Raw genomic sequence first — 22,065 nt, 5'->3', positions numbered from 1 at the left:
AGTATTATCCAGCCCGCGTAGGAACAGCGGCTGCTGCACTCGAGACGGACGCGGCTGCGGTAAAGACCACTGCGACACCGGCCGCGGTGATCTTGAGCTTGATCGGCTTCGGGTTCGAACGTGTCGGAGTCTCCATCGTCACTTTGAACTGACCATTCGAATCCTTGATGATTTTTTTGTAGTAGTTGGCCGCCTGACGATGGGGCGGCTGCGCATCCAGGTCTTCCTGGGTGCTCTTCTCCGGGATTGGCCAGCTCGGCGAGACGATAATTTCCTTCTCGCGGGCGAGTTCCTCGAACAGCCATCGGACATCTTCGACCGGCTCGGTGATATCTTCCCCTTTGACGGACGAGAGAGACTTATACGAGCAATGATGGAAGAGCTTCAGCACATCCCAATGCAGTCGATGTTCGTTACCGTGCTTACGCGTGGTCTGAACGATTTGCGACAGCGTTTCGTGATTGATGTCTGCACCGAGAAGAGCATAGCTCTCGCTGTTGCCTTCACGAGCGGTCATCTGGACCACGATCGAACCTTCGTTCCGATCCTCAAGTCCCGTATTTGTACGCCAGGCGAAGGGGCTGTGCACAAAAAATTCGCACTGGCCGGCATCGTATTTCGAGAAGCCTGGGACAAGCTCGCCAGCATCGACGATGCAGTGTTGACGCTGCTCGATGGTCAAGTCCCATTCGGCCAGATATTTTGCAAGCCTCTCCGGACGCGAAAAAACCTTGATGCCATAGCCTTCCTTCAGCCGATGGCGGGCCTCCTGACGGATACTCCAGGCGTCGCCCTCCAAATCAGGCTCGGTGATAGCCGTGGCTGGCACCCAGAGTTCATCGATCTTAATGCGATCTGGACCCTGATGAATCCGGGCGTAATCGAACCAGAAGAATTCCGAGGCGCCGCAGATGTGATCGTCATCGAGATGGGTAAACGCGACGACTCGGAAAGAATCGCGTCCTGCGTCGTCGAGCTCGTCCCGCAAAGCCTTCGGGAGATCGATACGTTTGTCGGTAGGGTCGCTACCACGCATGTTGGCGTAATCGAGCAAGATAAGATCATCATTGGCAAGCCGAAGAAGGGTTGTGTCCGCATTGCCGAGAGGAAAAAAAGTCATATAGGCAGGCATAAAGGGTCTCCGTTCGGCGAAAGCCTCGGGCTCGCCGTCATTAAGGGTTTCTGGGAATAGTTTTTATATAGAGGATACTAATTGTATCCGTCAAGTATATATTCTCATGCGACGCAATTTTTGTGATGCCGGGCGCATCCGCCTTGAACGGGAATTCAGTGAAAGGAATATTAGGAGGTCATCGCGTCGTGCGAAGGTCGCGCACTATAACGTTGGCGAGCCCATCGCCTGACAGGTGCCGTTCAAGCGCAGATTGGAATTTGTCGTGATGCTTACGCACGACAGCTTCCTTTTGGGGGTCAAGTCCGAGAGTTTTTTCGTCGATCGTCCGATCTAGGATCACATACTCGACTTGAATATCGGGCGGTACCAGTGCGACGGTCACCTGCCTGTGAAGTGAGTTCAAATGGCTATCATCGAAAATCACACTGGCTCCCGACTCAAGTAGTTGCTGAACCTTCATTTCCAGCTCTTGGCGAACTCGCTGAGGGGCACTAGTTCCCATTGTCGAGGAAGAAACGATGGGAAGCCCCTGTGCGGTTGCCCAGGTGGTTTTGCCGCCAAGCGACGGACCGATGGTCAAGACCAGTTTTTGCCCGGTCCGGGGCCAACGCCAACCCGGAACAACCGGCGGGAAGCGCTCTGACAGTTGCTGCCACCAAATGTCGATGTCCCGCAGCCTAGACGGATCGAGGAGATGTCCATGAGCCAAATTATTGCGAGCGCCTCTGAGCGCTTTCAACCCTGCCCGATCACTTTCTGATAGATGGCCTTGCAGCAATGTCTCGAGGTCATAGAATTCCAGCTCCCAGGGATCAACGATCTCTCTTACAGAGGAGCCGAACATTCTTCGGTAGGGGTGCTCAATACTGACAAGACGTGAGAGGCTTTGTTGATGCTTCGCAATGACGCCACGCCTTACGATGTCAAGGCAGGGCAGTATCGACTTCATTTGCGCCGCCCAAATGCGTCGCGGCACTTCCCGATGATATCCATGCGCAAAAGCGGCAGCGATTTGCGGAACAGGGACTGCGCCCCAAAGATCGACAAGGCCGTTCTCCCATGATGGGAAGGGCCATGTTTGCGATCGAGCAATGTCCGCAATGCGGTCATGTGGAAGAAGCTTGTCGTTTTCACTCCAAGCTTTGGATGCCTCAAGAATGTCACGCGACCAAGCAGCAATCTCAAGAACAGTACCAACAGCTACAGTTTCGATGAGGGTATCTGAATGCAACAGACCTATAGTTCCGGCCCAGGCATAGGTATCAACCGCGGTTACGGCCCCGATCAGTTGTTGTCGTGGAAGATCGGCGGACAGCCGTAGCTTATCGTCATCGTTCAGTCCTGGAGGTGGCAGGACCAGCAGATAAGGCCCGCCATCGTGACCGATCCTCACTCGCTCGTAAAGCACGGCTCTAATCAATGCGCTCCATTGGCTGATAGCGCTAGAGTCGAACCCCTCCACAACAAAAATCGAATTTGAGAATTCGGGATAGGCCAAGAATTCGGCGATCGAACCGATCGAAATGCCGCTGGACCCGTGCCCGCGGGCTAGCGAATGAACGATTGAAGCATCCTTAGCAAAGTCTGTCGCTCGGATGCGTGTGGCGGAAAGAGCGAAATCGTGATCGGCGGCAAAGCCGATCGCGTCCAGCAGTCCCTCTGGGAACGGCCGCGGACATTCTGCCAGCGCGATTCCCCGTTGCAGGAGGCTAGCCAGCAAATCGGAGATGAAACGTGCAGGCCCGGGGAGATTCCACCACTCCATGATAGGACCGTCTAACGCTTTGACGTCAACATCACCTTAGCGATGCTATTCATCGAAATAATTTGGGCGGATCCGCTGTTGGGATCGGCAGCCGTTATCGTCAATATCCCCATCAACAGACCAAAGCGCACGACCGACGATGCCGCAGACTGATCATCGAGTAACGACAACACCATTTCTGGCGTTTCGCCATCCAATTCCGCGACTGTCTGGAATGTTTTGATGTATTCTGCCGGGACGCCAAAACGAGTCACAACGTCTTCCAGGGTCAGAGAAGCCGACAGGTCCTGAAGTGATTTTGAGACCATCGTACTCGAGGACGCGGAAGCGAAAAGCATTTGGCAAAGATCGTTCCAACCACCTGTCACTTCGAGTATCCTGTCTATAGTTTGCGGTTTCAGGCTATTGATCGTGTCCAGCTTCGCAGCGATGTAAGATCGCGACCATGGCTTCAATGTTTCGACCTGAACCCGCGGTGGCAGCTTCATCCCGTAAGGAAATGCTTGCGACCATGTTTCGGCATGCCGAGCTCCACCTACAAACACAAGTCGAACGCGCCCTCGAATAACATTCGGTTGTTTGGCCGCGTCCCGAACCCAATCGGGCTTCCAATCTGTCAGGTGTGAGATGATGAGGACAAGTACCTGGTCATCCTGCCGAGCTCGCTTGATATCGCTTATCAGATCCGCACGATCGCGCCAGCCTCTTGCCTCGACAACCAAGCGCGGATTATTGGTTCGCTTTAAGGCGAGATAAACATGCTCGACATTCGCGACTTGCGGCCCGAAAATGACGAAAGTGGCGGAAGGATCGATTTTTGCATCTAGTATCGCTGCTTCCTGGCCGTCGGTTAGCGGAGAAATCCGTGCTTCGCTGTCAGAGCGGCCGCCAACGGTGAGCCGCGAACGCGCATTCTTGGGATCGAAATGATCTTCCGGTGTGCGTCCGTGGAAACTATAAATGCGCGCAAGAAGGTCTTCTTCATCGGTGACCATGAGATCGAGCAGCATCCTTGAGCGGAGTCCCCATTTGCCTGCCGGTATCCGGCGAAGGATGCCGAAACCTTCCATCTCATCGAGGAGATAATCTATCTCTGCCGGGTCACTTCCCTTTGGGAATGCCTCGGGCCAGTATTTGATCGCACGTTCGGCCACCTCGCTGGTCGTCATGCCATCACCATCTATGCCTTCCCCAACATCAATCAGCGCGCGCTCCGCGATGATATAGGTTAGAAGTTCATATCGTTGCTCGATGTGTTTGATGGTTTTTTCAAAGCTTTCGTAGAGCTGCGCCCGTATGCGCTGATCTTTCAGCGCACGGTCCACCATCGCCGGCGTGATGTTCCAGACCAGCTTGCCTGTGGATTTTTGATGGTCCTCAATGATGTCGAGCAGACCTTGGCAGAAGACCTGCAGAAGGATTGGGTAGTAGTTGGCAAAGCTCAAGATGCGCCAGACATCTTCTCGATTGGCAAATTCATAGCCAAGCGCCGCTAACGGCACACGTACGAGTGCCTCGGCATCGCCGGCGTCTCCATTGACGAGAGGGCCGATCCGAACAGGATCGTTCGAAATTTGCGCAAGCGGCGAATTCTCGGCCTTGGTGATGCGCGAGACGTTGTGCAGCCCCGAGAGGATGAACTTGAACCGGTGATTGGTGTCGTTCATCAGAGAAATGAGTCGCAAGACGTGGTGATGCTGCGCCTCTTTTGCTTCCTGGCGGACAAAGTTGTCTGCCTCATCGAGCATGAGCAGAACTCTTCGACGACCATCAGCCTGCAGATAGTCCTTGATGCCTTGTTCGAATGCTTCGGGGGTGAAAACAGCCTTTCCGGCAAAGATGCCGCCGAGGACGGTAGACGCTTTCTCCCACAGAGATTTGGAAGACGAATCCGCCAAGTCGATGTAGCCAAATTGAGCGTTTGGCGGAGCTCGACGTGCAAGGTGCCGGAGGAGTGCGGTTTTGCCGAGTCGACGCCCGCCATACACAATGTAAGATCCAAAGGGATCCATGATGCTTGCCAATTCTTTCGCGCGCCCTTTGAACATTTCCGGCGGAACTTGCGAGCGCCCGTAGTCCTGATAGGGTTTCGCAACGGTCGAAGCTTGAGCAATTTCGAACATCGCTAGACGCCGCTGCTCCGGCATCGTCAACACAGTTACGAGGAGGATCTCATCGACGACAAGAAGTTTGCGACGGCGGCGAAGGCACTCGAGTTTCAGGCTGTCGCGGCGGTCCGCTGATAGGGATCCAAAGTACAGAACCAGAGTTCCTCGGTTTTCTGCGCCTTCAGATAGAGCAAGTAAGTCGCTGATCGAAACGGAGTTGTGGGCTGCCGCAATCTGCCACGAGCCTGACGTCATGCTACCGAAATCTGGCAAGATGAGCGATGAGACGTCAAACGGCAGGTTCATCGTCGCGTCGATGACGAGAAGTTGCCGGTCGTCGCTCTTGGTTTTATTGATCTCTACGAGCTGGCAGTCATATGCAATTTGGCTAAGGAGCGCCAAAAGATTCGCCGACAGTTGAGGGCTACCAAGCCCAGATTTCATCTGGCGTTTGAGGTGCTGCCACGATTTAAGAATTTCATTTGCTTCGTCCCGCTGCTCGTAGCCAAGCCTTGAAATGCCGAAGACACCATCGTCGGTCCCCGCTGCAAGACTTTGGCCGAGCTGAACGAGATCGGCTCCCTTGATACTGCCGAGGATAGAGCGGAAACGCGCGAGGTCCTTATTCGCAACGCCAGCCTCTAAAATTGGTCGTCTTGTTTCACCCGGCGCGAACATCGCAACCCAATCAGAAAGGGTCGCGAGATCGTCAGACTCCAAGAGCTTTTGCAGGGTTTGGCGTTCCCCGTCGTTGATGTCGCCCGACGCAAAGAGTTCGGCTATCCGGTTTGCGAGTGCGGCCTTACCTTCATCCAAGAGTTTACGCGCCTGTTCTTCCAGGTCGATCAGGCGGGCGAAAGCCGCATTGACGTCGGTTACTCGTGCGCCTTCCACCTCCTCGGGCATGAAATCCCACGCAAGCTCGTCAACCGGTTTGTTTGTTATCACCGAACGAAGGCTCTCCTCGAGATCGGTGGCGCCCTTCAAACTGCCGAGTGCCATGCGGCGAACCTTCTGCAGCAAGGCGGCGACGCTTTCATACCGCGTGTTGAGCTGGCCGCGGCGGACGCTCTCGGCCGTTGCAACGCGCGCTTCAAGAGCCTCGAACTCAGGTTCACTCACATCGAAGTATTTCCAGAACTGCAAAAGTGCGTTCGCCGCCAAGAACGCGTCCTCCTGGCATCGCTGCTCCACCGTGTGCCTGAACTCCATGTCTTTGGCATGGCGGAGCCGGGGGAGGTCACAGTCCGTAATTGCTTTGATGAGCTTCGGACTATCTGCAGGGGAGGGGAGCCAGGCGTGACTCCATGTCATTTTCGGCAGCCAAAACAGCGGGACATGGAGCGCAAGGTTGACCGCCGACCGATCGAAATCCGGCGTCTGACTGCCGCGCAGGACACTGGCTAGGCTTGACAGAACGTCGCTGGCATATTGATTGGCGCTGCGGATAAGAGGATCGTTTTCGTCCTTCGGTAGGTGAGCCGTAAAATGATCGATTCCTGCCACGAGACCGTCTATTAGACGCCGGACAAGAACCTTGCGCCCTGCTGTCGCCTGAAATTCGTCTGCCTGCCGTGTCGCATCGGTAAAGTCCTGGCACATAGAAGCGAGATCGGAGAGAAATGCGACCAAGCGTTCTCGTGCGGCACCATCGATAACCTGGCCATGGCCCACAGTCTCGGCAAGTCTTTCCAGTGATTGCATGATCCGAGCGCGGTCGCCGAATTCGGCTGCGAACCTTGCGGCGCCAGCACTTGCTCGCGGCGTCTGCATGGCCATCATGAGTATATTGAGTTCGCCCTGCGAGGAGAACAATTCCTTCTTGACCTTTTGCCCTAACGCGAACCGGAAGTTCGACGATTGGAAGGCCTTTATTTTCTCCAATATTCGCTGCCGGCGTTCTTCCAGATAGGACCGATCAGCCTTCGCATCCCCAGCCGCTGCGATGTTTTGAAAGGTCAGCGGAAAATTGGATTTTCGGTTTTCCTCCAAGACTTCGCGAATCCGAAAAAAGTCGGCACAATTGCTATTCGCTTGAAGAAGGTCGATAATGACGAACGCATTGGTGCTTTCCGACACGTTGAACAAGGCGGTTGGGATCACGGCAGCGTAGAGCGCGATCTGCCGTGCTTTGTCCCTACTCGTCTCAGACGCAGCGATTTCGGAGGCGATAATCGCACATGCTTCCAGCGAGTCTTTAAAGCCCTCAGGTTCGTACTTTGAGCCGATCATTTCCTTACCGAGAGCGATGATCTTCAACTCGTCCGCGCTGAATGCAATATCCGCTGCCGGCATGATTTTTTCGCACGCACGGGCAAAATGATACCCAAGGCCCCATTCATGGTGTGCGAAGAGATCGGAGGCCTTGGACTTGATGTCGGCCACGAACGGATCGATTGCGGCCTCTTCCAACGCCTCGGCAATCTCGGGTGAAGGTATCTCGAAAGGGTTGTCGTCCTCGTGAAGAAATGTAGCCCCGTCGGGGAACTCAGACCGGTCCGCAAGGGCATTGCTCTCGATTGAGCTATTCTTGACCTCGCCAGGGCGATCGCTATGGTCTTGCCCGACGACGCCGCCTAATCGTAACAAAACGACTACATCTTCGCAACGTTCGAAGGCAAGACGGGCCGAGTGCTCGATGGTCTCGAGGAGAGACTGGGCATGGAGGAGATATTGCTTTGGTGGAAGCGTCGACGGCGCCTGATACTGCGCGTATGTCTCGCGTACATGCTGCGCCGCCAGCTGGGCGGTTTCGAACAAACGTTCTGCTTCAAGCACGTTTTCAAGAGGCGCTTTGATTGGGATCAAAGCAGCTGCATCGAACACGCGCTCAACCAAAAGCGCAAGATCATCCGCCAATAGTTCGAGTTCCACCAGGACGCTTCTCACCTCCTGGAGAGCCACTTGCATCCGAGCGGTGAACTCTTCAGTCGGACCTTGTCCCCTAAACTGGCTGTAATGGCTGACGTGGCTCTCAAGTGAGCCGATGAGGGAACGGAGTTTTTCAACCAAATCTGAATCCGGCTCGGCCGCCTTGGCAGACGACGCCAGATTAGAGATCGCTTCAAGATCGCTGGCCCACGCGTTCATCACGCGACTCGGATCATCTTCGACCAGTTCAATGGTATTTTCGTCGGGCTGAGTCGTCGCTTCACCCTGCGACACCGATGGTTCCATTTCGCGAGAAAATGCGTCGTCGCCAGATTTGGACTCTTGTGAGAAAGAAACACTGAGGTGTGCAAATTCCGAAGACGAACAGGACATCAGCGTTAGAATGTATTCCCGGAGATCCGGAAGAGCTTCTGCGACGTTGTACATCGACAGTGGCTTGTCGGGACTAGCAAGAGCGGACCATTCAAGAATGACCACAGCGGTCGCAATCTCGCCGCGGCCCTTCACGGCGAGGTCGGCCAGTTGCTGGCGCGTTGCTTCTTGGTTCGAAGAAGCAGCCGGTTTTACGCCAATGCTTCGGCATGCTTCGACATACCGCGTAAAAAGCCGTTTGACCAAGGGGCGTTTCCGTTCGTTGGCAGGCTCGATCTCTCGCAGAAATAGACGAAGAAAATAGGGGTATCGCGTTGCTTCAGGGAGGAGGTCGAAAACTTCATCCACTTCGGGCCGTTCGACCGGCCAGGCGAAGCCTGTTACGGTTTCAACCCGTGGCCCCCATTTTTCGTGGAACAGTCGAATTTGGCGATTGGAAATCGGTATCCAATTTTGGAACCATGCGGCATCGATCCGTGGGGGCAGCGTCAGTATTGGGCTGCGCAAAATTTCGCGATCGACAACGGAATCAATTTTAACGCTAACGCCCACGCCCTACCTCCCCTAGAAACCGGCTTACGATAAATCCATTTTTAGGTGTATGGCCAGATCAGATCCCGACACGCGGCAGAGCGGACTTGAATTCTTCCCAGTTTTCCACGACTACGGGTCTCTCAGCAGGCCGATCTGCTGCGGAACTGACATCAAGTCGGAGCCGTTTTTGAAAATAGTATAGCATTGCGTATCGGACGGGCATGCATACTTTGCCTTCGCTCATGGCGTAATCTAGGGCTACTGTGCGCCGTTGCGGTTCCGACAAATCGGGGTTTGGGCAGAGGATTACCTCGAAAAAATTGTTCCAGTCTTTGTCATCAATATCGAGCCCACCTGCCGGTCCCTCGTTTCGGATGTCCTCACACCGGGAAAGGATGAAATCTTTGTAGTTACCATCCAAATGACAAAAAGCCCGGACATGCCAGCGAAGGCCGTCACTCCCAAAAGCGTGCGGCGTGATGCGGCGCCAGATGCTACCGGTCCGATGAGAACTCATCGATTGGTAATAGATCTCGGCCGATTGCCGGCTTCTGATCAAGCCAACCATGGCCTTTAGAACCGAGGGCTTGATAGAGCGGAACGGTATCGGCAAGGAATCTGCCGGCGGAGCGTGAGATATCCACGTTTCTTCGATCCCTATTACATCATCAGCAACCGATTTGAGCTGGGCAAGATATCGATTCGCGCTTGGATTTAGAAATCGAGGTTTGAATGACGCAGTCGGGACGTATCGCTTCTCCCGCGTGTCATAACGCAAATTCTCTGGTTCCATTTTCTGATATAGCGATAAGTCGTTCGAAGCTTGAGGAACCGATACACCAAATGTGTCGGTTATGTCGCCGCGACGTATGCCGCCCTCCCAAAAACACCGAAACTCAATGAACTCCAATCGCTGTTCCGTCCCCCACCGCAAACCGCTACCTTCAGCTTCCACCATATTCTCCAAACGCTGTCAGATCAGTATAAGAACTATACCGATTATTTCAACCTTTGCAACAAAGTCAAAACGAAGAGAGACTGGATGAGATGGGTACTGATTGTCAAAAACCTGCAGAAGAAAAGTGTTGGCGGGCCTTCCGACAAAATTTATTGGTTAGACCACCGGTACCCTAGGTGCATCCCTCCCGTCGATTTCAGGTCAGCTTTAAAGCGCTGCGAGCGGGTCGTTTGAAGTCACATGGCATCTGTGCGCGGGACGTTGCCGTGGTTTAGCTGACGGTACTTTCCGGCTTTGGGAATCTACCGTCTAGTTTTGACGCTATCCGCAATGGTTGCGTCACCGGTAAATATCCAAAGGATTCAATAGCTGAATACGGCTTAGACAATCGAGAGGGAGGGGTCGCTGGTTCGGGTCCTTTCAACTGCGAATGCGGTTGCGGAATGGTGGGTTCGGTGATCCGTATCCTTATCAGACCTAAGAAAGACGTGCTTGGACAATAACAGCCTGAAACTTTGTGTAGAATTTGTCATTCAATTGCATTACTATCTTGTCAGATATGGAGATAGCCATGGCCGCAAACGCACTTGTCCAAACACGTATTGATGCCGAAGTTCGGGATCGTGCCTCTGCCGTTCTTGAGAGCATGGGCCTTACAGTATCCGATGCGGTCCGTATATTGCTTACACGGACTGCCAACGAAGGGGCGCTCCCCCTTGAGCTCCTTTCAGGCAGCGAGGCTCATGACGCTTGGTTTCGCAACAAGGTGCTCGAAGCGTTAAACGATACTCGCCCGGACGTATCCGACGACGAGGTTGAGGCGCATTTTGCCGAACGTCGAGCGGCTGCCCGTCTTAAAGCTGGTGCGCTCAAATCGTGAAACTTACCTGGTCTGCGTTCGCGTTATCGGATCGCGACGCCATCTTCACATACATTGAGGCAGATAATCCTGCGGCCGCCGTTCTGGTCGACGAACGGATAGTCGCAGCCTCGCGTCGCTTGCTCGATTTTCCCGCCAGCGGTCGTGTAGGTAGAATTGCCGGTACACGCGAACTCGTCATCAACGGCACGCCCTACGTAGCCGCTTATGCGGTTACCGACACGACAGTTCGAATTCTTCGTGTCCTGCATGGCGCGCAGGAATGGCCAGAGTCTGTGCCGATAAGCTAAATCGATTCTTTCCCGTGGGGCCGACGGTTCGACTCTTATCAACTGCAAAGGTGGTCTTGAGGCCGGCAGTTGGACCAAAGTGGCCGCCGACCACCGCTACAATTGGGATTGCTTATTATTTGGCGCTTGAGAGATGGAATGTCTTTCCCGATCGAGAGGAGGCAGGTGAGATTTCGTGCTCTCCACTGCTGCGCAAAATCTCACCTTGGATGCGGACCGATATAGCGGGATTGTGGGCGAATAAGGCGCCCTGTGCGCTCCTGTTCCAATACATGGGCGGTCCAGCCCGCCATACGCCCGGCCGCAAAGACATTGGTAAAGCTGCCGCGCGGAAAACCCACCGCTTCCAGCACGAGTGCGGTATAGAATTCGACATTGGTCTGTAGAGGACGCAGAGGCTTCTTTTCCTTCAGAAGCGCCAGTGCCGCTTCCTCCACTTTACCCGCAAAGGCAATGCGGTCGGAGCCCTCCTTCAGGCTGGAAACGGTATGTTTCAGCACGTCGGCGCGCGGGTCACGCACGCGGTAGATCCGGTGGCCGAATCCCATAAGACGTTCTCCGCGCCCCAGCGCATTCAGCAGCCATGGTTCGATTTCCGCCTCGGTGCCAATGGCGTCCAGCATATCCAGTACCGGGCCCGGTGCACCGCCGTGAAGAGGTCCCTTCAAGGCGCAAAGCGCACCAACGACCGATGAAAACAGCCCGGCCCCGGTCGAGGCGATTACCCGGGCGGTGAAGGTGGAAGCATTCAGCCCGTGATCGGCAACGGTGGTCAGATATGTATCAAGGGCTCGCACCTTTTCCGTCGAAGGCAATGTACCGGACAGCATTCGCAGGAAATCCGCAGAATGGGCAAGCGACGCATCGGGTGCTATCGGCGCAAGTTCCTGCCTGTTGCGGATGATGGCTGCGGCAAAGACCGGCACGGCTGCGACAGCCATTATGTGATGCGGGGTGGTTTCATCATCCGGCAACGAAGACAACAGAAGACGCAAGGCCTCGACGGAGGTGAGGGCGGACAGGCCCGGAAGCAGAAGCTGCATGCGTTCGAATGTGCGCAGCCGCGCCTTGCCCAGTTGCGAACGAATGTCCTGGGCTGTGATCTTCACCGCCGTCTGCCCGGACCACAGGAGTTCCAGCACCTGTTCGAAAGACCAGTCAGCCAGTTCCGCCAGGTGATGGCCTCGAACGACAAGCTCGCCCGCCTGCCCGTCCACATGACTGAGCATGGTTTCGGCGGCAACGACATCATCGAGACCGGGAGCCGGGCTTTTGCCGACAAGAGCAGGGGTGGCGGACATGGTCATTCTCCTCATTCAATGTGAAACATGCTTGAGGATGCTGCGGTGCACATATATGGTCAATCTTGATTCATATAATCAATACGAGATCATCATGCGGCATTCCGACAAGTTCATGACCGCCGATCGGGCTGCGGCCGAGTTGGGCATCAGTCGTGCAACGCTTTACGCCTATGTAAGCCGTGGATTGATCCACACGAGTGACGCAGCCGACGATCCGCGCCGCAGGCTCTACAGCGCGCACGACATTGAGGCGCTGAAGAAGAGGAAAAACGTTGGACGGCGTCCCCGGCAGGTGGCTGCCGCTGCGCTTGACTGGGGGCTGCCCGTGCTCGAGTCCGCCATTACCGAAATTGCGGAGGGCCGGTTACGCTATCGCGGTCAGGACGCTCTTGCTCTTTCGCAGGCGGCGAGCCTTGAGGATGTTGCCCGGCTACTATGGGATTGCGGCGAAGCTGATCCATTTGATGATGTAAAAGCTGTTCCGACGCCGTGGCCACAGCCGGTACTCCATCATGTCAGAAATCTGCCACTGACAGAGCGGTGCCAGGCGCTTCTTCCGCTTGTGGAAGCCGGCCGTGTGACCGCCTGGCGGCGTGACAACCGGCGTCTCTGGCCCGGGGCCGCAGCCATGTTGCGGGGTATCGCCGGTGCCTGCACCTCAGGCCAACCGAAGACGCAGGCGGTTCACCTGTTCCTCGCGGACGCATGGCAGACGGACGCGGCAGGCGCGGATCTCATTCGCCGGGCCCTGGTGCTGCAGGCCGATCACGAACTCAATGCCTCGGCATTTGCGGTGCGCGTCGTCGCTTCGACGGGGGCATCGCTGGGGGCGTGCCTGAATGCGGGGCTTTCCGCGCTGAGCGGCCCCCTGCATGGCGGTATGACAAGCCTTGTCGAACTTTTATTCGACGAGCTGGAGCGATATGGGGATGTCGAGCGAGTCATCGACGAACGCCTGCGTCGGGGTGAAGCCATTCCCGGCTTTTATCATCCGCTCTATCCGGACGGTGACCCACGAGCGACTGGCCTGCTACCCTATCTCCCGCCGGATGCGCAACGCGACGAGCTTCTGCAGATGATGAACGACACTGCCGGGCAACTGCCGACCTGCGATGTGGCGCTCGTCAGCCTCCGGCGAAGCCTGAAGCTGCCGCGCGGTGCGGCACTCGCACTTTTTGCCGTCGCACGAACTGTCGGCTGGGTCGCCCATGCACTGGAGCAGAAGCTGGATGACAAGCTGATCCGACCCCGGGCCCGTTATGTGGAGCGCTAGGCGCCCACTACAAAACCGCTGGAGCGAGTTCAAAACTTGGAAAGGTCAGCATCGGCGGCTATTTGAACCGTGAGGTCGTGACCGTGATGGTTGAGGTGCACACCCACTACGGCAGTTCATGCTGGCGACCGGCTCGTCGAACCGCGCCAACCTAATGAAATTCGCAAAGCTGAGGAAGGGCGATGCCGTTCCAGATCGACATCCGCGCCGGCGGCGAAGTCCATTATCTCAGATTTGGAATATGATTGAACCAGGCGCAAAGAGGGTTTTCTTTTTCCAAAAAGGCCTTCAGGTTAGTGATAGATAACATTGAGAGCCCTGATGGAATACGACGCAGTAACATTCGATACGCAGACGGTACGAACCAACAGCTTCAACTTCAACAGCGGTCTTCTGAACGAGCTGAAGAAGCTAAGGTATGATAGGTTTCAGGTAATTATTTCAGACATAATTCGATCAGAGATACTGAAGCAGCTCTCCGAACACACACAACAAGTAACGAGTCAGCTGGACACAGCTATCAAAAAGGCTAACGAGCTTGGTATAGCGTCGATCAACAAGCCGCAAAAGGTCGACCCGCGTCATGTCGCTACATCGCAACTCCGCAAGTACTTTGTTTCGCTAGGTGCACTCGTCGTACTGGTCGACGAAATATCTGCTTCGGATCTTATGAAGCAGTACTTCGCCGGCCTTCCTCCATTCGCGTCAAAAGGCGAAAAGAAAGTCGAGTTTCCAGATGCCGCAGCTCTGCTGTCCATTGAAGCTTGGGCGAAGAAGGCTGGTTTTCGGGTGTTGGCGATAAGTGGTGACGGTGATTGGAAACGCTTTGGTGAGGTTTCTGGCTGGATCGATGTAGTGCCGGACATCTCCATCGCCCTAGATTTATTGAAAGGTCAGTCAGACAAAGCTAGAGTCGTCGCGGGTGAAGTGCTCAGCCGAATTGCCCAAAATGACGTTGAGCTGTTCAGAATGTTGGAAAAGCAACTCGAAACGGCGGTATCAAGATTATCGGTCTCCGCTGATGCCCGAAGCTATCATCGCTTTGAGACCGAATATGTCGGTCTTGAATTCGTGAGCTTCGCTCTGCAGAATATCGATGGCTTCGAACTGCTGGACGCGAATGACGCAGTCACGGAGTTAACTATCGCCGTTGAGGCACAACTGACCGTGGAAGCGAGCGCGAGCTTCTATATCTCGCTCTATGATGGCATTGACCGGGACTACCTCCCGATGGGGACAACTGAAGTCGCGAAAACGACCGATATTGATGTCCAACTGTTGATCAAGGTTTCAAGGGACGATGAGGCCGTCGAAATCTGGGATGTGGAAATCACCAGGGCCCCCTCTGAAATCGATTTCGGGGAGATCGAACCTGACTTCCGAAACGAATACTACGATGAACCTGACGAGGAGCTGGAAGCGATCAGTGCCGACGAAGCCAATGAGGAGGCAAAAGACATCTAGCATCGTTCAATACAGATGAAGCGCTTTTTTCCACGTCCGAATTGACAACCCAGAGTAGCACGTCAAGCTGCACACGTCTTGAACAAGCATCCGGGAGGCACGTTTGATGAAAGAAAGATGCACTCGGAACTGCAGTTTGAAGACTTCATTGACCCGTTCGAAATCACTGAATTGTCAGCAAGACCTTCTTAGAAGGAAACCGGTGGGATAAAACGCAGCTCAGCGAGTTTCAAAACGGCATCGTTAAGCATGTTCTTCCAATTGACATGTCGACGTTCTCAATTGCGGTCATTAGTGAGGTAGCTCCAGGGTGCCCGTCAAGCTCCACAAGCATGATGATGAGCCTCGGTTCCGATATGTCATCTCCGGTGATTTGGCACCGAATGGCGTTGAGTACGGAACTGGCGATTGGGTCACAGTCCCGGTGGGAGTCGAATATGACGTCTCGACCATTGGTGGTTACGCGACGATAGCGGGCTACGGCATGAGTTGCGAATGTAGCGCGCCTAGGGAGACTAACGTTTCCACGAGCCTGAAAAGGGCACCTTTTGATCGAATCAATGGGTAAAGCGTTGGTCTGAATATCAAATTGGTTAGAGGTTCGAGTCTCTTCAAGGCGAAATAAAAGGGGCTCGTCTGGCAAAGGGGCGGATGTCGGGTTAGCGCCAACCGGAAACGTTGCGGCAGGCGGCTTCTTTTACTACGGTCTGTGGGCACCAGCGAGCATGAAGGGGACAGAAGATCAGCGCCATCAAACTAGCTGCGTTTGACGTAGACGGAACCATTCTGCGGGGCGAAAATATCTGCGGCTGTATTGCCCGAAAACTAGGCCGTACGGTTGAAATGGAGGCTTTCGAGCTTCTCCGCTCCCGAGATGAAATTGCCGCCGGACGCGAAACAATGTTGGAGTGGTATTCCTCCTTTGACCGGGCTGCCCTGATCGGACATCTGTCTGAGCTTCGTTTAGCTCCGGGTGTCAAAGAAGGATTTGCTCGCCTCAAAGAGGCCGGAGTCAAGATCGCCCTTGTGTCCATCACTTGGGAATTCGCTGTCGGCTGGCTCGCCTCAGGACTTGGTGCAGATTACGCCATCGGTACCGGCTGGGAAGAGAAAGGGACCATCGTTCATTTTTGGCCGGAAGATAAAGCCAGCTATTTGAACTCCCTGATTGTCGAATTGGGTATCGACAGGGATGCCGTCGCGGCGGCGGGGGATTCGCACGGAGATATCCCTATGCTCAATCTCGCCTCCCGAAGTTATTTCGTGGGCGAGCACCTGCCGTCCGAATTAAGCCACGCAAAGCACCTGCACAATGCGAATATCGAGGAAATCGCCTTAGATATGCTGGCATGATCGGCCGATGTAGATTACCGTTTTCGGCCCCTAAACTGGCCAATCGCTGGTGCTAGATATGTAGTCCCCTAAAATCATGCATTTGCCGCAACCGTGATGGGGGGCCTTTGAGGGGACCTTGTTCAGGGCTCGCGGACTTTAACGAACGCTCTCGACATACAACTCTAAATAAGCGATTGCTTTTGGAGTTGTCACGGAAATTCACATGCAGCAGCGGCCCTATTTACAGAAATCCATTGTCGAGCTCAGAGCCTTATTCGAACAATTCAGGGACGATGAAACGGAACTGAAGAGCTTGGCCTTCGAGCTCTCAAAACGAACTGTCCAGAAGGCTGCGACTCTCGGTCAAGAGGTTGATATTGCTCTCAGACAGCTGGCAAGTTCAAAGCGTGGCGGAAACCTCCCAGTCGGTGCTTCGGACCCGGCTATGGTGAAGCGAAATTCCAGTCCACCAATACAACAACCATCGCAAATTTCGGTACCCCAATCAGTTTTGAAACTGCCAGATTTGGAAGAGTTCAAGCCGGCCGAGCGAAAAGACGATCCTTCCTCGATACTGGCTGCCTGGACTGCCCTGGAGGCACTATCGCCTCAAAGTTACAAACGGCCGGAAGACCTAGCGTCTGGAGAACGAAGCCGAATAGTGCCCCTGGTCGGGTCGGGGCTTCCGTGGGAACGCGGCCTCAAGGCAAAGCCCAAACATCGGTTGTATTTTCAGGTTGTTCTCGGCTGCATCGCCCTCGACCGTGCGACAGACCTTTTGGTGGAAGCTTTTGGTGAGGATGAAGAGCGTTCAAGACCAGATGGACGTAAGGCGGTCATCGCGGCTGTCCTTGTCGATAAGGAAGGCTATCTTCTGGATGAGAACGCCATCGCGGTATCGAGCTTTGCCTGGGCTCTGCGGCAGGCGTTGGCCCTTAATCTCGGCCAGCTTGGCAACTGGCCAGTTGTTCAGGCATCGGTATTGGAGAAACTGGAAAAGCTGGTCCGGCGAAAAGACAAGGACGGCAATCCATTGCCTTTGGATGCTGCCACGATCACTGCAGCCCACGAGTGGCTGGTGGAGGAGTTTGAGATTCCTCGTGATCTTGTTGAGGCACCATCCTTCACGCTCAAGGTTTTCCATCATTTTAAGGCAAAGACGCCACCTGAGCCTTCACTTCTCAATTCCTTCTTTCTCGATGATATCGGCCTTGCATCGCAGCTCGTGTCATCCCGCAAGCAAGGGGAGGGGCTCAGCCGATTTCTTGGGATTTCGAACGTTAAGGAAGCAGTTGATGTGTTGGCGCCGCCGGCGACGATCGAGCCATACGTCGCACCTGCCAAGACACCTCAAGCCCGCTGGCCTTCCAGCGGTCACCATCCACTCGTCCTGCTGCAACAAGCTGCGGTGAATGTTGCCAGAGCTGAATTGGGCGATAAAGCCGGCCTGATTGGCGTGAATGGGCCGCCGGGAACCGGCAAGACAACGCTGCTGCGTGATGTTGTCGTTGGATGTGTACTCGATCGTGCAACGGCCATGGTGCGGTTTGAAAAGCCGGCGGACGCATTTTCGACGACAGGCCAGAAGATCGGCGTGGGCGGCAATGCCTTTTTCCATTTCTACCGGGTAGATCCAACGTTGCGAGGGCATGAGATTGTCATTGCCTCAAGCAACAACAAAGCCGTCCAGAACGTCAGCGAAGAATTGCCGCTTCATAAGAACAATGGGCGAGCCGATGAGATTTCCTATCTGCGCTCAATCAGCGACCTTGTCGTAAACCCACGACGGTTCGGTGTTGAGGATGACGAGGATTCGAACGTCACACAGAAGCAAACCTGGGGACTGATCGCGGCCGTCCTGGGTAACGGAGGAAAACGCTCTGCGTTTCAGCAGACTTTTTGGTGGCATGAGGATGGTGGTTTCCGCATCTATCTGAAAGCGGCCAAGGGTGATGACGTCCTGCGTGAAATCAAGGATCAAGACGGAAAAGTAATCCGCCGCGAAATCCCGTCGGTCGTGACGAATGAGACGCCGCCTGTCAGTGAAGCAACTGCCCTTACGAATTGGCGAAAGGCGCGCAATCGGTTTCGGACCCTGCGCAAGGAGATCGATCAAGACCTTGCAGGTATCGAGCAGGTTCGGAAATCCTGCAGACTATTGCCTGTTGCGCAAAACGCTGTTGTCGCGATATCGGCCAAACGAGAGCAGTTGGTTTCGTTTGCTAAGCAGGCCGGCGATCAGAAGCGGGATGCAGAGACGGCGCTTGCTGCGGCACAGGCGGAGTTTGATCGGGCGCAGCGAGATTCGCACGCTCATATTCTTGCACGTCCGGGATTTTTTGCCCGTTTGTTCGGGACGTCTTCCTGGCGAAGCTGGCAGGCCCGCAAGATCGACATTGAGAACCTTTGCGATAGTGTGCGAGCGAGATGGACGGACGCATCCAAAGGACTTGAAGCCGCCAAGGCGGAATTTTACCGGCGGCAAGAGCAACTCGATCGGATTGACGAGGAACTCAGCGCGCTCCGATCGAGTATCGCTGATCACCTGGAAACTATCGAATCTGCGAGAGAGGTGCTTGGCGGCCGCCTCATTGACGACAGGTTCTTCGCTCAATCCCACGAGGTGATCAACCTGACAGCTCCCTGGCTTCCGGATAGCCTGCACCGCAAACGCGAGGACTTGTTTGCGGCTGCGTTGGCTGTCCAGAAAGCGTTCGTCGACGCTTCTGCGCAGAAGGTTCTTCATAACCTTAACATCTTGATGAGCGCCTTTACCGCCGGGGCCTTGGCGAACCTGGCACACAAAGCACTTCTGGGTGATCTCTGGTCAACCCTCTTCATGGTTATTCCTGCTGTGTCGACCACTTTTGCATCCGTCAATACGATGTTTGGCGATCTGGGTTCGGAAGCCATTGGTTGGCTTCTGGTCGATGAGGCTGGTCAGGCGGTGCCGCAAGCCGCAGTGGGCGCAATCATGAGGGCAAAACGTTGTATTGTGGTCGGGGACCCGCTCCAGATCCCACCGGTGGTTTCGCTACCCGAGAAGCTGAACCTCGAGATTTGCAAATTCTTCAACGTTGATCCAGATCGGTGGTCTGCCCCAACTGCATCAGTTCAGACTTTGGCAGATCACGGTTCATCATTTCAGTCGACGTTCAACGCAGATGCGGGTCTGCGACAGGTTGGATTTCCCCTTCTTGTACATCGGCGATGCCAGGATCCGATGTTTTCGGTGTCAAACGCAATCGCCTATGACGGACAAATGGTGCATGCCGTTGCAAAGCCCGATCCCGGAGAGATTGGTGCAGCGTTTGGGCCTTCATGCTGGTTCGATATCGACGCCGACGCAGACACCAAGTGGTCTTCTGGAGAAGGGGAGATAGTAGTCCGTATGATGCGCAGGATTGCGATGCTTGGCATCGTTTCTCCGGACGTATTTGTAATATCGCCTTTCAAGATCATCGAAATGGAAATGCGCCGGCGGCTGGAGCGCGAGAAGGATTTGTTCAACGCGATCGGCGAAGATGCCGCCACATGGGTCAGAGATCGCGTCGGGACGATCCACACATTCCAGGGCCGTGAGGCGGAAACCGTTATCCTGTTGCTCGGTGCTCCAAAACCCGGCCAGCACAGGGCGCGTGTTTGGGCAGGCAACCCGCCCAATATTCTCAACGTCGCGATTTCCCGGGCAAAGCAGAACCTTTACGTGGTCGGCTCTCAGGCGGCGTGGTCTGGTGCCGGTCAAAGCTTCCAGACCTTGATACGATCGATGCCAGTCCGGAAATTGTAACGAGTGTTAGCCAGCTGAGGCTGGTGATTTTTGTCTAGGCTTATCGTTTCAGGAGGAATTGGAATATGGCGCGACGGGGTGGGTTGGAAAAGTTTGTTATGGCGATGGCCCGGGAGGCAGCACGGCAGCAACGTGTCAGTGCAGCAAACCGCAAACGACAGGTCAGAGAGGCCGAAAAACAAGAGCGGCAAAGGCTTCGGGATGACAGCCTATATCAGCGGCAGCAGGTCGTCTCTCAACGGGAGGCTCAGAAAGCAGCGGCTCTTCGCAAGGTCGAAGACCGACAACAGGAAGCAGATTATCGGACTTCCGAGATCGCTGATCGAGTGCAAGAGCTGGAAGATATTCTAAACGACACCCTGGCGATTGACGATACATTGGACTTTGACAGTCTCCGGGTAAGCCAATCAGCACCTGTACTAAAACTGAATAAAGCCCTGGAGACGGCAGCACAACAGCCGCAGTTAGAGGGTTACCTCGCGGTGGCGCGGCAGCCGTCAAAACTAGCATTGCTCGTGCCCGGCGCCAAGAAGCGCTATCAGAGAGCAGTCGATGAGGCAAAAGATCGGTATGCGGCTGATCTCGCGGCTTGGCATGAAAAGGAAGCAGAACGCTTGAATCAGGTGCGTTCTTTAACGAGCCAGCATGATAGCGAGTTAAATGCGTTCAATCTGAAAGTGTCTCAACGAAATGCCGAGGTCGACGCATTCAAGGATCTCTATTTCGCTCTCGATCCCGATGCAGTGATTGCCTACAATACAATGGTTCTCGAGCGTTCAAATTACCCGGATTGTTTCCCAAGGGCTTTTTCAATCGGCTACTCAGCTTCATCAAAACAGTTGGTGATCGAGTATGAGCTGCCGACATCAGAAATCGTACCCCAGTGCACTGAGTACCGGTTCGTGAAGGCGCGTGATGTGATCGAAGGAAAGCTGCGGAAACCGGCCGACATTAAGTCAATATACCAGGATGTAATTGCAAGCATCGCGCTTAGAACGTTGCACGAGGTCTTTGAGGCAGATCAGGGGCAGGCGGTCGACACATGCTGCTTCAACGGCTTCATCCACACAGTTGATCCCGCGACCGGCCGCGATGTGCAGCCTCATCTCATTTCCGTAAGGACGACCAAGGAAGTCTTCTCCGAGATCAATCTGGCTCGCGTCGACAAGGCGACTTGCCTTAGGAATCTTGGTGCGGCGGTGTCAAGGCATGCCACGGAGGCCCAACCTGTAAAACCCATTGTCGAGTTTGACATGACGGATGCCCGGTTTATCGACCAGACAGACCTTGTTTCCGGCTTGAGCTCTGCACCAAACCTGATGGACCTAACCCCGGGGGAGTTCGAACTTCTGGTCGCAAACTTGTTCGGCCAGATGGGACTCGAATCGAAGCTCACACGCTCGTCCAAAGATGGTGGCGTGGACTGCATCGCCTATGACAAGAGACCGATATTGGGCGGCAAGGTTGTGATCCAGGCCAAGCGTTATCGGCACACCGTCGGCGTATCAGCGGTGAGAGACCTCTATGGCACGATGATGAACGAAGGCGCTAACAAAGGCATTTTGGTCACAACGAGCGGGTATGGACCCGACGCGTTTAATTTCGCGTCCGATAAGCCTATTGAGTTGGTAGATGGCGGCGGACTTCTCTACCTCCTTCAGGAAATTGGAACGCAGGCTCGTATTATTTTTCCGACTGCATAGGTGCGCGTCTTGGCGTCTATTGAGGATGGCTACGCTTCATATACGGGCACTGTCGCTGCGGGTTGGCGTCCTTTCACGAGCAAGCTACTGTCATTTGCGCCTTACGCTGACGGCAACTTGCACGTCACGTCAGCCGCTCCCCAACCTGCCATAAGAAGCTAAAAGTGGATATAGAGGTTAACCAGGTGGGCCAGCGTGTGCTCTGCTGAGCAAAAATATGCATGCACACCTTTGAAACGTTGTTCAAACCGCAGTCAGGACG

General features: G+C 54.7%; 12 protein-coding genes. 7 read left to right on the top strand and 5 right to left on the bottom strand.

Features of this window, described 5'->3' with window-relative positions; translation table 11 throughout:
- Positions 1–4: 4 nt before the first annotated feature.
- From CFBP4996_RS29435 to CFBP4996_RS29420, 4 genes are all read right to left on the bottom strand, one after another.
- A complete protein-coding gene (locus CFBP4996_RS29435; protein ID WP_080854973.1) occupies positions 5–1,132 on the bottom strand; it encodes an anti-phage 6A-MBL system MBL-fold protein in 1,128 nt (375 codons plus the stop codon).
- A 178-nt stretch (positions 1,133–1,310) separates the two neighbouring features.
- Positions 1,311–2,900 carry a hypothetical protein gene (locus CFBP4996_RS29430; RefSeq protein ID WP_080854971.1) on the bottom strand — a complete coding sequence of 530 codons (1,590 nt, stop codon included), beginning with the start codon at positions 2,898–2,900 and terminating at the stop codon, positions 1,311–1,313.
- Positions 2,901–2,911: 11 nt separating this feature from the next.
- On the bottom strand, positions 2,912–8,824 hold the full coding sequence (locus tag CFBP4996_RS29425; protein ID WP_080854970.1) for an AAA family ATPase: 5,913 nt from the start codon (positions 8,822–8,824) through the stop codon (positions 2,912–2,914).
- Between the two features lie 58 nt (positions 8,825–8,882).
- On the bottom strand, positions 8,883–9,764 hold the full coding sequence (locus tag CFBP4996_RS29420) for a BrxR family helix-turn-helix transcriptional regulator (protein WP_080854969.1): 882 nt from the start codon (positions 9,762–9,764) through the stop codon (positions 8,883–8,885).
- Between the two features lie 571 nt (positions 9,765–10,335).
- Between CFBP4996_RS29420 and CFBP4996_RS29415 the strand changes: the two genes are divergently transcribed.
- Together CFBP4996_RS29415 and CFBP4996_RS29410 are read left to right on the top strand one after the other, a co-directional pair.
- Complete coding sequence (locus CFBP4996_RS29415; RefSeq protein ID WP_080854968.1) at positions 10,336–10,644, top strand: type II toxin-antitoxin system RelB/DinJ family antitoxin; 309 nt, start codon at positions 10,336–10,338, stop codon at positions 10,642–10,644.
- Positions 10,641–10,934, top strand: a complete 294-nt coding sequence (locus tag CFBP4996_RS29410; protein ID WP_080854966.1) for a type II toxin-antitoxin system RelE/ParE family toxin — start codon at positions 10,641–10,643, stop codon at positions 10,932–10,934. The genes CFBP4996_RS29415 and CFBP4996_RS29410 overlap by 4 nt, the downstream gene beginning before the upstream one ends.
- A gap of 200 nt (positions 10,935–11,134) precedes the next feature.
- Here the strand turns inward: CFBP4996_RS29410 and CFBP4996_RS29405 are convergent, their stop codons facing one another.
- Positions 11,135–12,235, bottom strand: coding sequence for a citrate synthase/methylcitrate synthase (locus tag CFBP4996_RS29405; protein ID WP_080854965.1), 1,101 nt, complete (start codon positions 12,233–12,235; stop codon positions 11,135–11,137).
- A gap of 94 nt (positions 12,236–12,329) precedes the next feature.
- Between CFBP4996_RS29405 and CFBP4996_RS29400 the strand changes: the two genes are divergently transcribed.
- The 5 genes from CFBP4996_RS29400 (at position 12,330) to CFBP4996_RS29380 (ending at position 21,803) form a co-directional block, all read left to right on the top strand.
- On the top strand, positions 12,330–13,511 hold the full coding sequence (locus tag CFBP4996_RS29400) for a citrate synthase family protein (protein ID WP_233283481.1): 1,182 nt from the start codon (positions 12,330–12,332) through the stop codon (positions 13,509–13,511).
- Between the two features lie 321 nt (positions 13,512–13,832).
- Positions 13,833–14,975 carry a PIN domain-containing protein gene (locus tag CFBP4996_RS29395; protein ID WP_233283480.1) on the top strand — a complete coding sequence of 381 codons (1,143 nt, stop codon included), beginning with the start codon at positions 13,833–13,835 and terminating at the stop codon, positions 14,973–14,975.
- 741 nt (positions 14,976–15,716) lie between these two features.
- Complete coding sequence (locus CFBP4996_RS29390) at positions 15,717–16,328, top strand: HAD family hydrolase (RefSeq protein WP_137396207.1); 612 nt, start codon at positions 15,717–15,719, stop codon at positions 16,326–16,328.
- Positions 16,329–16,533: 205 nt separating this feature from the next.
- Positions 16,534–20,100: a DEAD/DEAH box helicase gene (locus tag CFBP4996_RS29385; protein ID WP_080854961.1), complete on the top strand. Its 3,567-nt coding sequence runs from the start codon at positions 16,534–16,536 to the stop codon at positions 20,098–20,100.
- A 65-nt stretch (positions 20,101–20,165) separates the two neighbouring features.
- The gene (locus tag CFBP4996_RS29380; RefSeq protein ID WP_080854960.1) at positions 20,166–21,803 is read left to right on the top strand and encodes a restriction endonuclease; all 1,638 of its coding nucleotides are present in this window, start codon (positions 20,166–20,168) and stop codon (positions 21,801–21,803) included.
- Positions 21,804–22,065: the final 262 nt, after the last annotated feature.

Source organism: Agrobacterium leguminum (assembly GCF_005144435.2).
Lineage (GTDB): Bacteria > Pseudomonadota > Alphaproteobacteria > Rhizobiales > Rhizobiaceae > Agrobacterium > Agrobacterium leguminum.
The sequence above is the reverse complement of the archived record's forward strand: the minus strand, read 5'-3'. Positions and strand labels throughout refer to the sequence as shown.

Coding starts and splice junctions, on each gene's coding strand:
- CFBP4996_RS29420 (WP_080854969.1), bottom strand. CDS start 9,764: ATGGTGGAAGCTGAAGGTAGCGGTTTGCGGTGGGGGACGGAACAGCGA.
- CFBP4996_RS29395 (WP_233283480.1), top strand. CDS start 13,833: ATGGAATACGACGCAGTAACATTCGATACGCAGACGGTACGAACCAAC.
- CFBP4996_RS29415 (WP_080854968.1), top strand. CDS start 10,336: ATGGCCGCAAACGCACTTGTCCAAACACGTATTGATGCCGAAGTTCGG.
- CFBP4996_RS29385 (WP_080854961.1), top strand. CDS start 16,534: ATGCAGCAGCGGCCCTATTTACAGAAATCCATTGTCGAGCTCAGAGCC.
- CFBP4996_RS29400 (WP_233283481.1), top strand. CDS start 12,330: ATGCGGCATTCCGACAAGTTCATGACCGCCGATCGGGCTGCGGCCGAG.
- CFBP4996_RS29405 (WP_080854965.1), bottom strand. CDS start 12,235: ATGTCCGCCACCCCTGCTCTTGTCGGCAAAAGCCCGGCTCCCGGTCTC.
- CFBP4996_RS29380 (WP_080854960.1), top strand. CDS start 20,166: ATGGCGCGACGGGGTGGGTTGGAAAAGTTTGTTATGGCGATGGCCCGG.
- CFBP4996_RS29430 (WP_080854971.1), bottom strand. CDS start 2,900: ATGGAGTGGTGGAATCTCCCCGGGCCTGCACGTTTCATCTCCGATTTG.
- CFBP4996_RS29435 (WP_080854973.1), bottom strand. CDS start 1,132: ATGCCTGCCTATATGACTTTTTTTCCTCTCGGCAATGCGGACACAACC.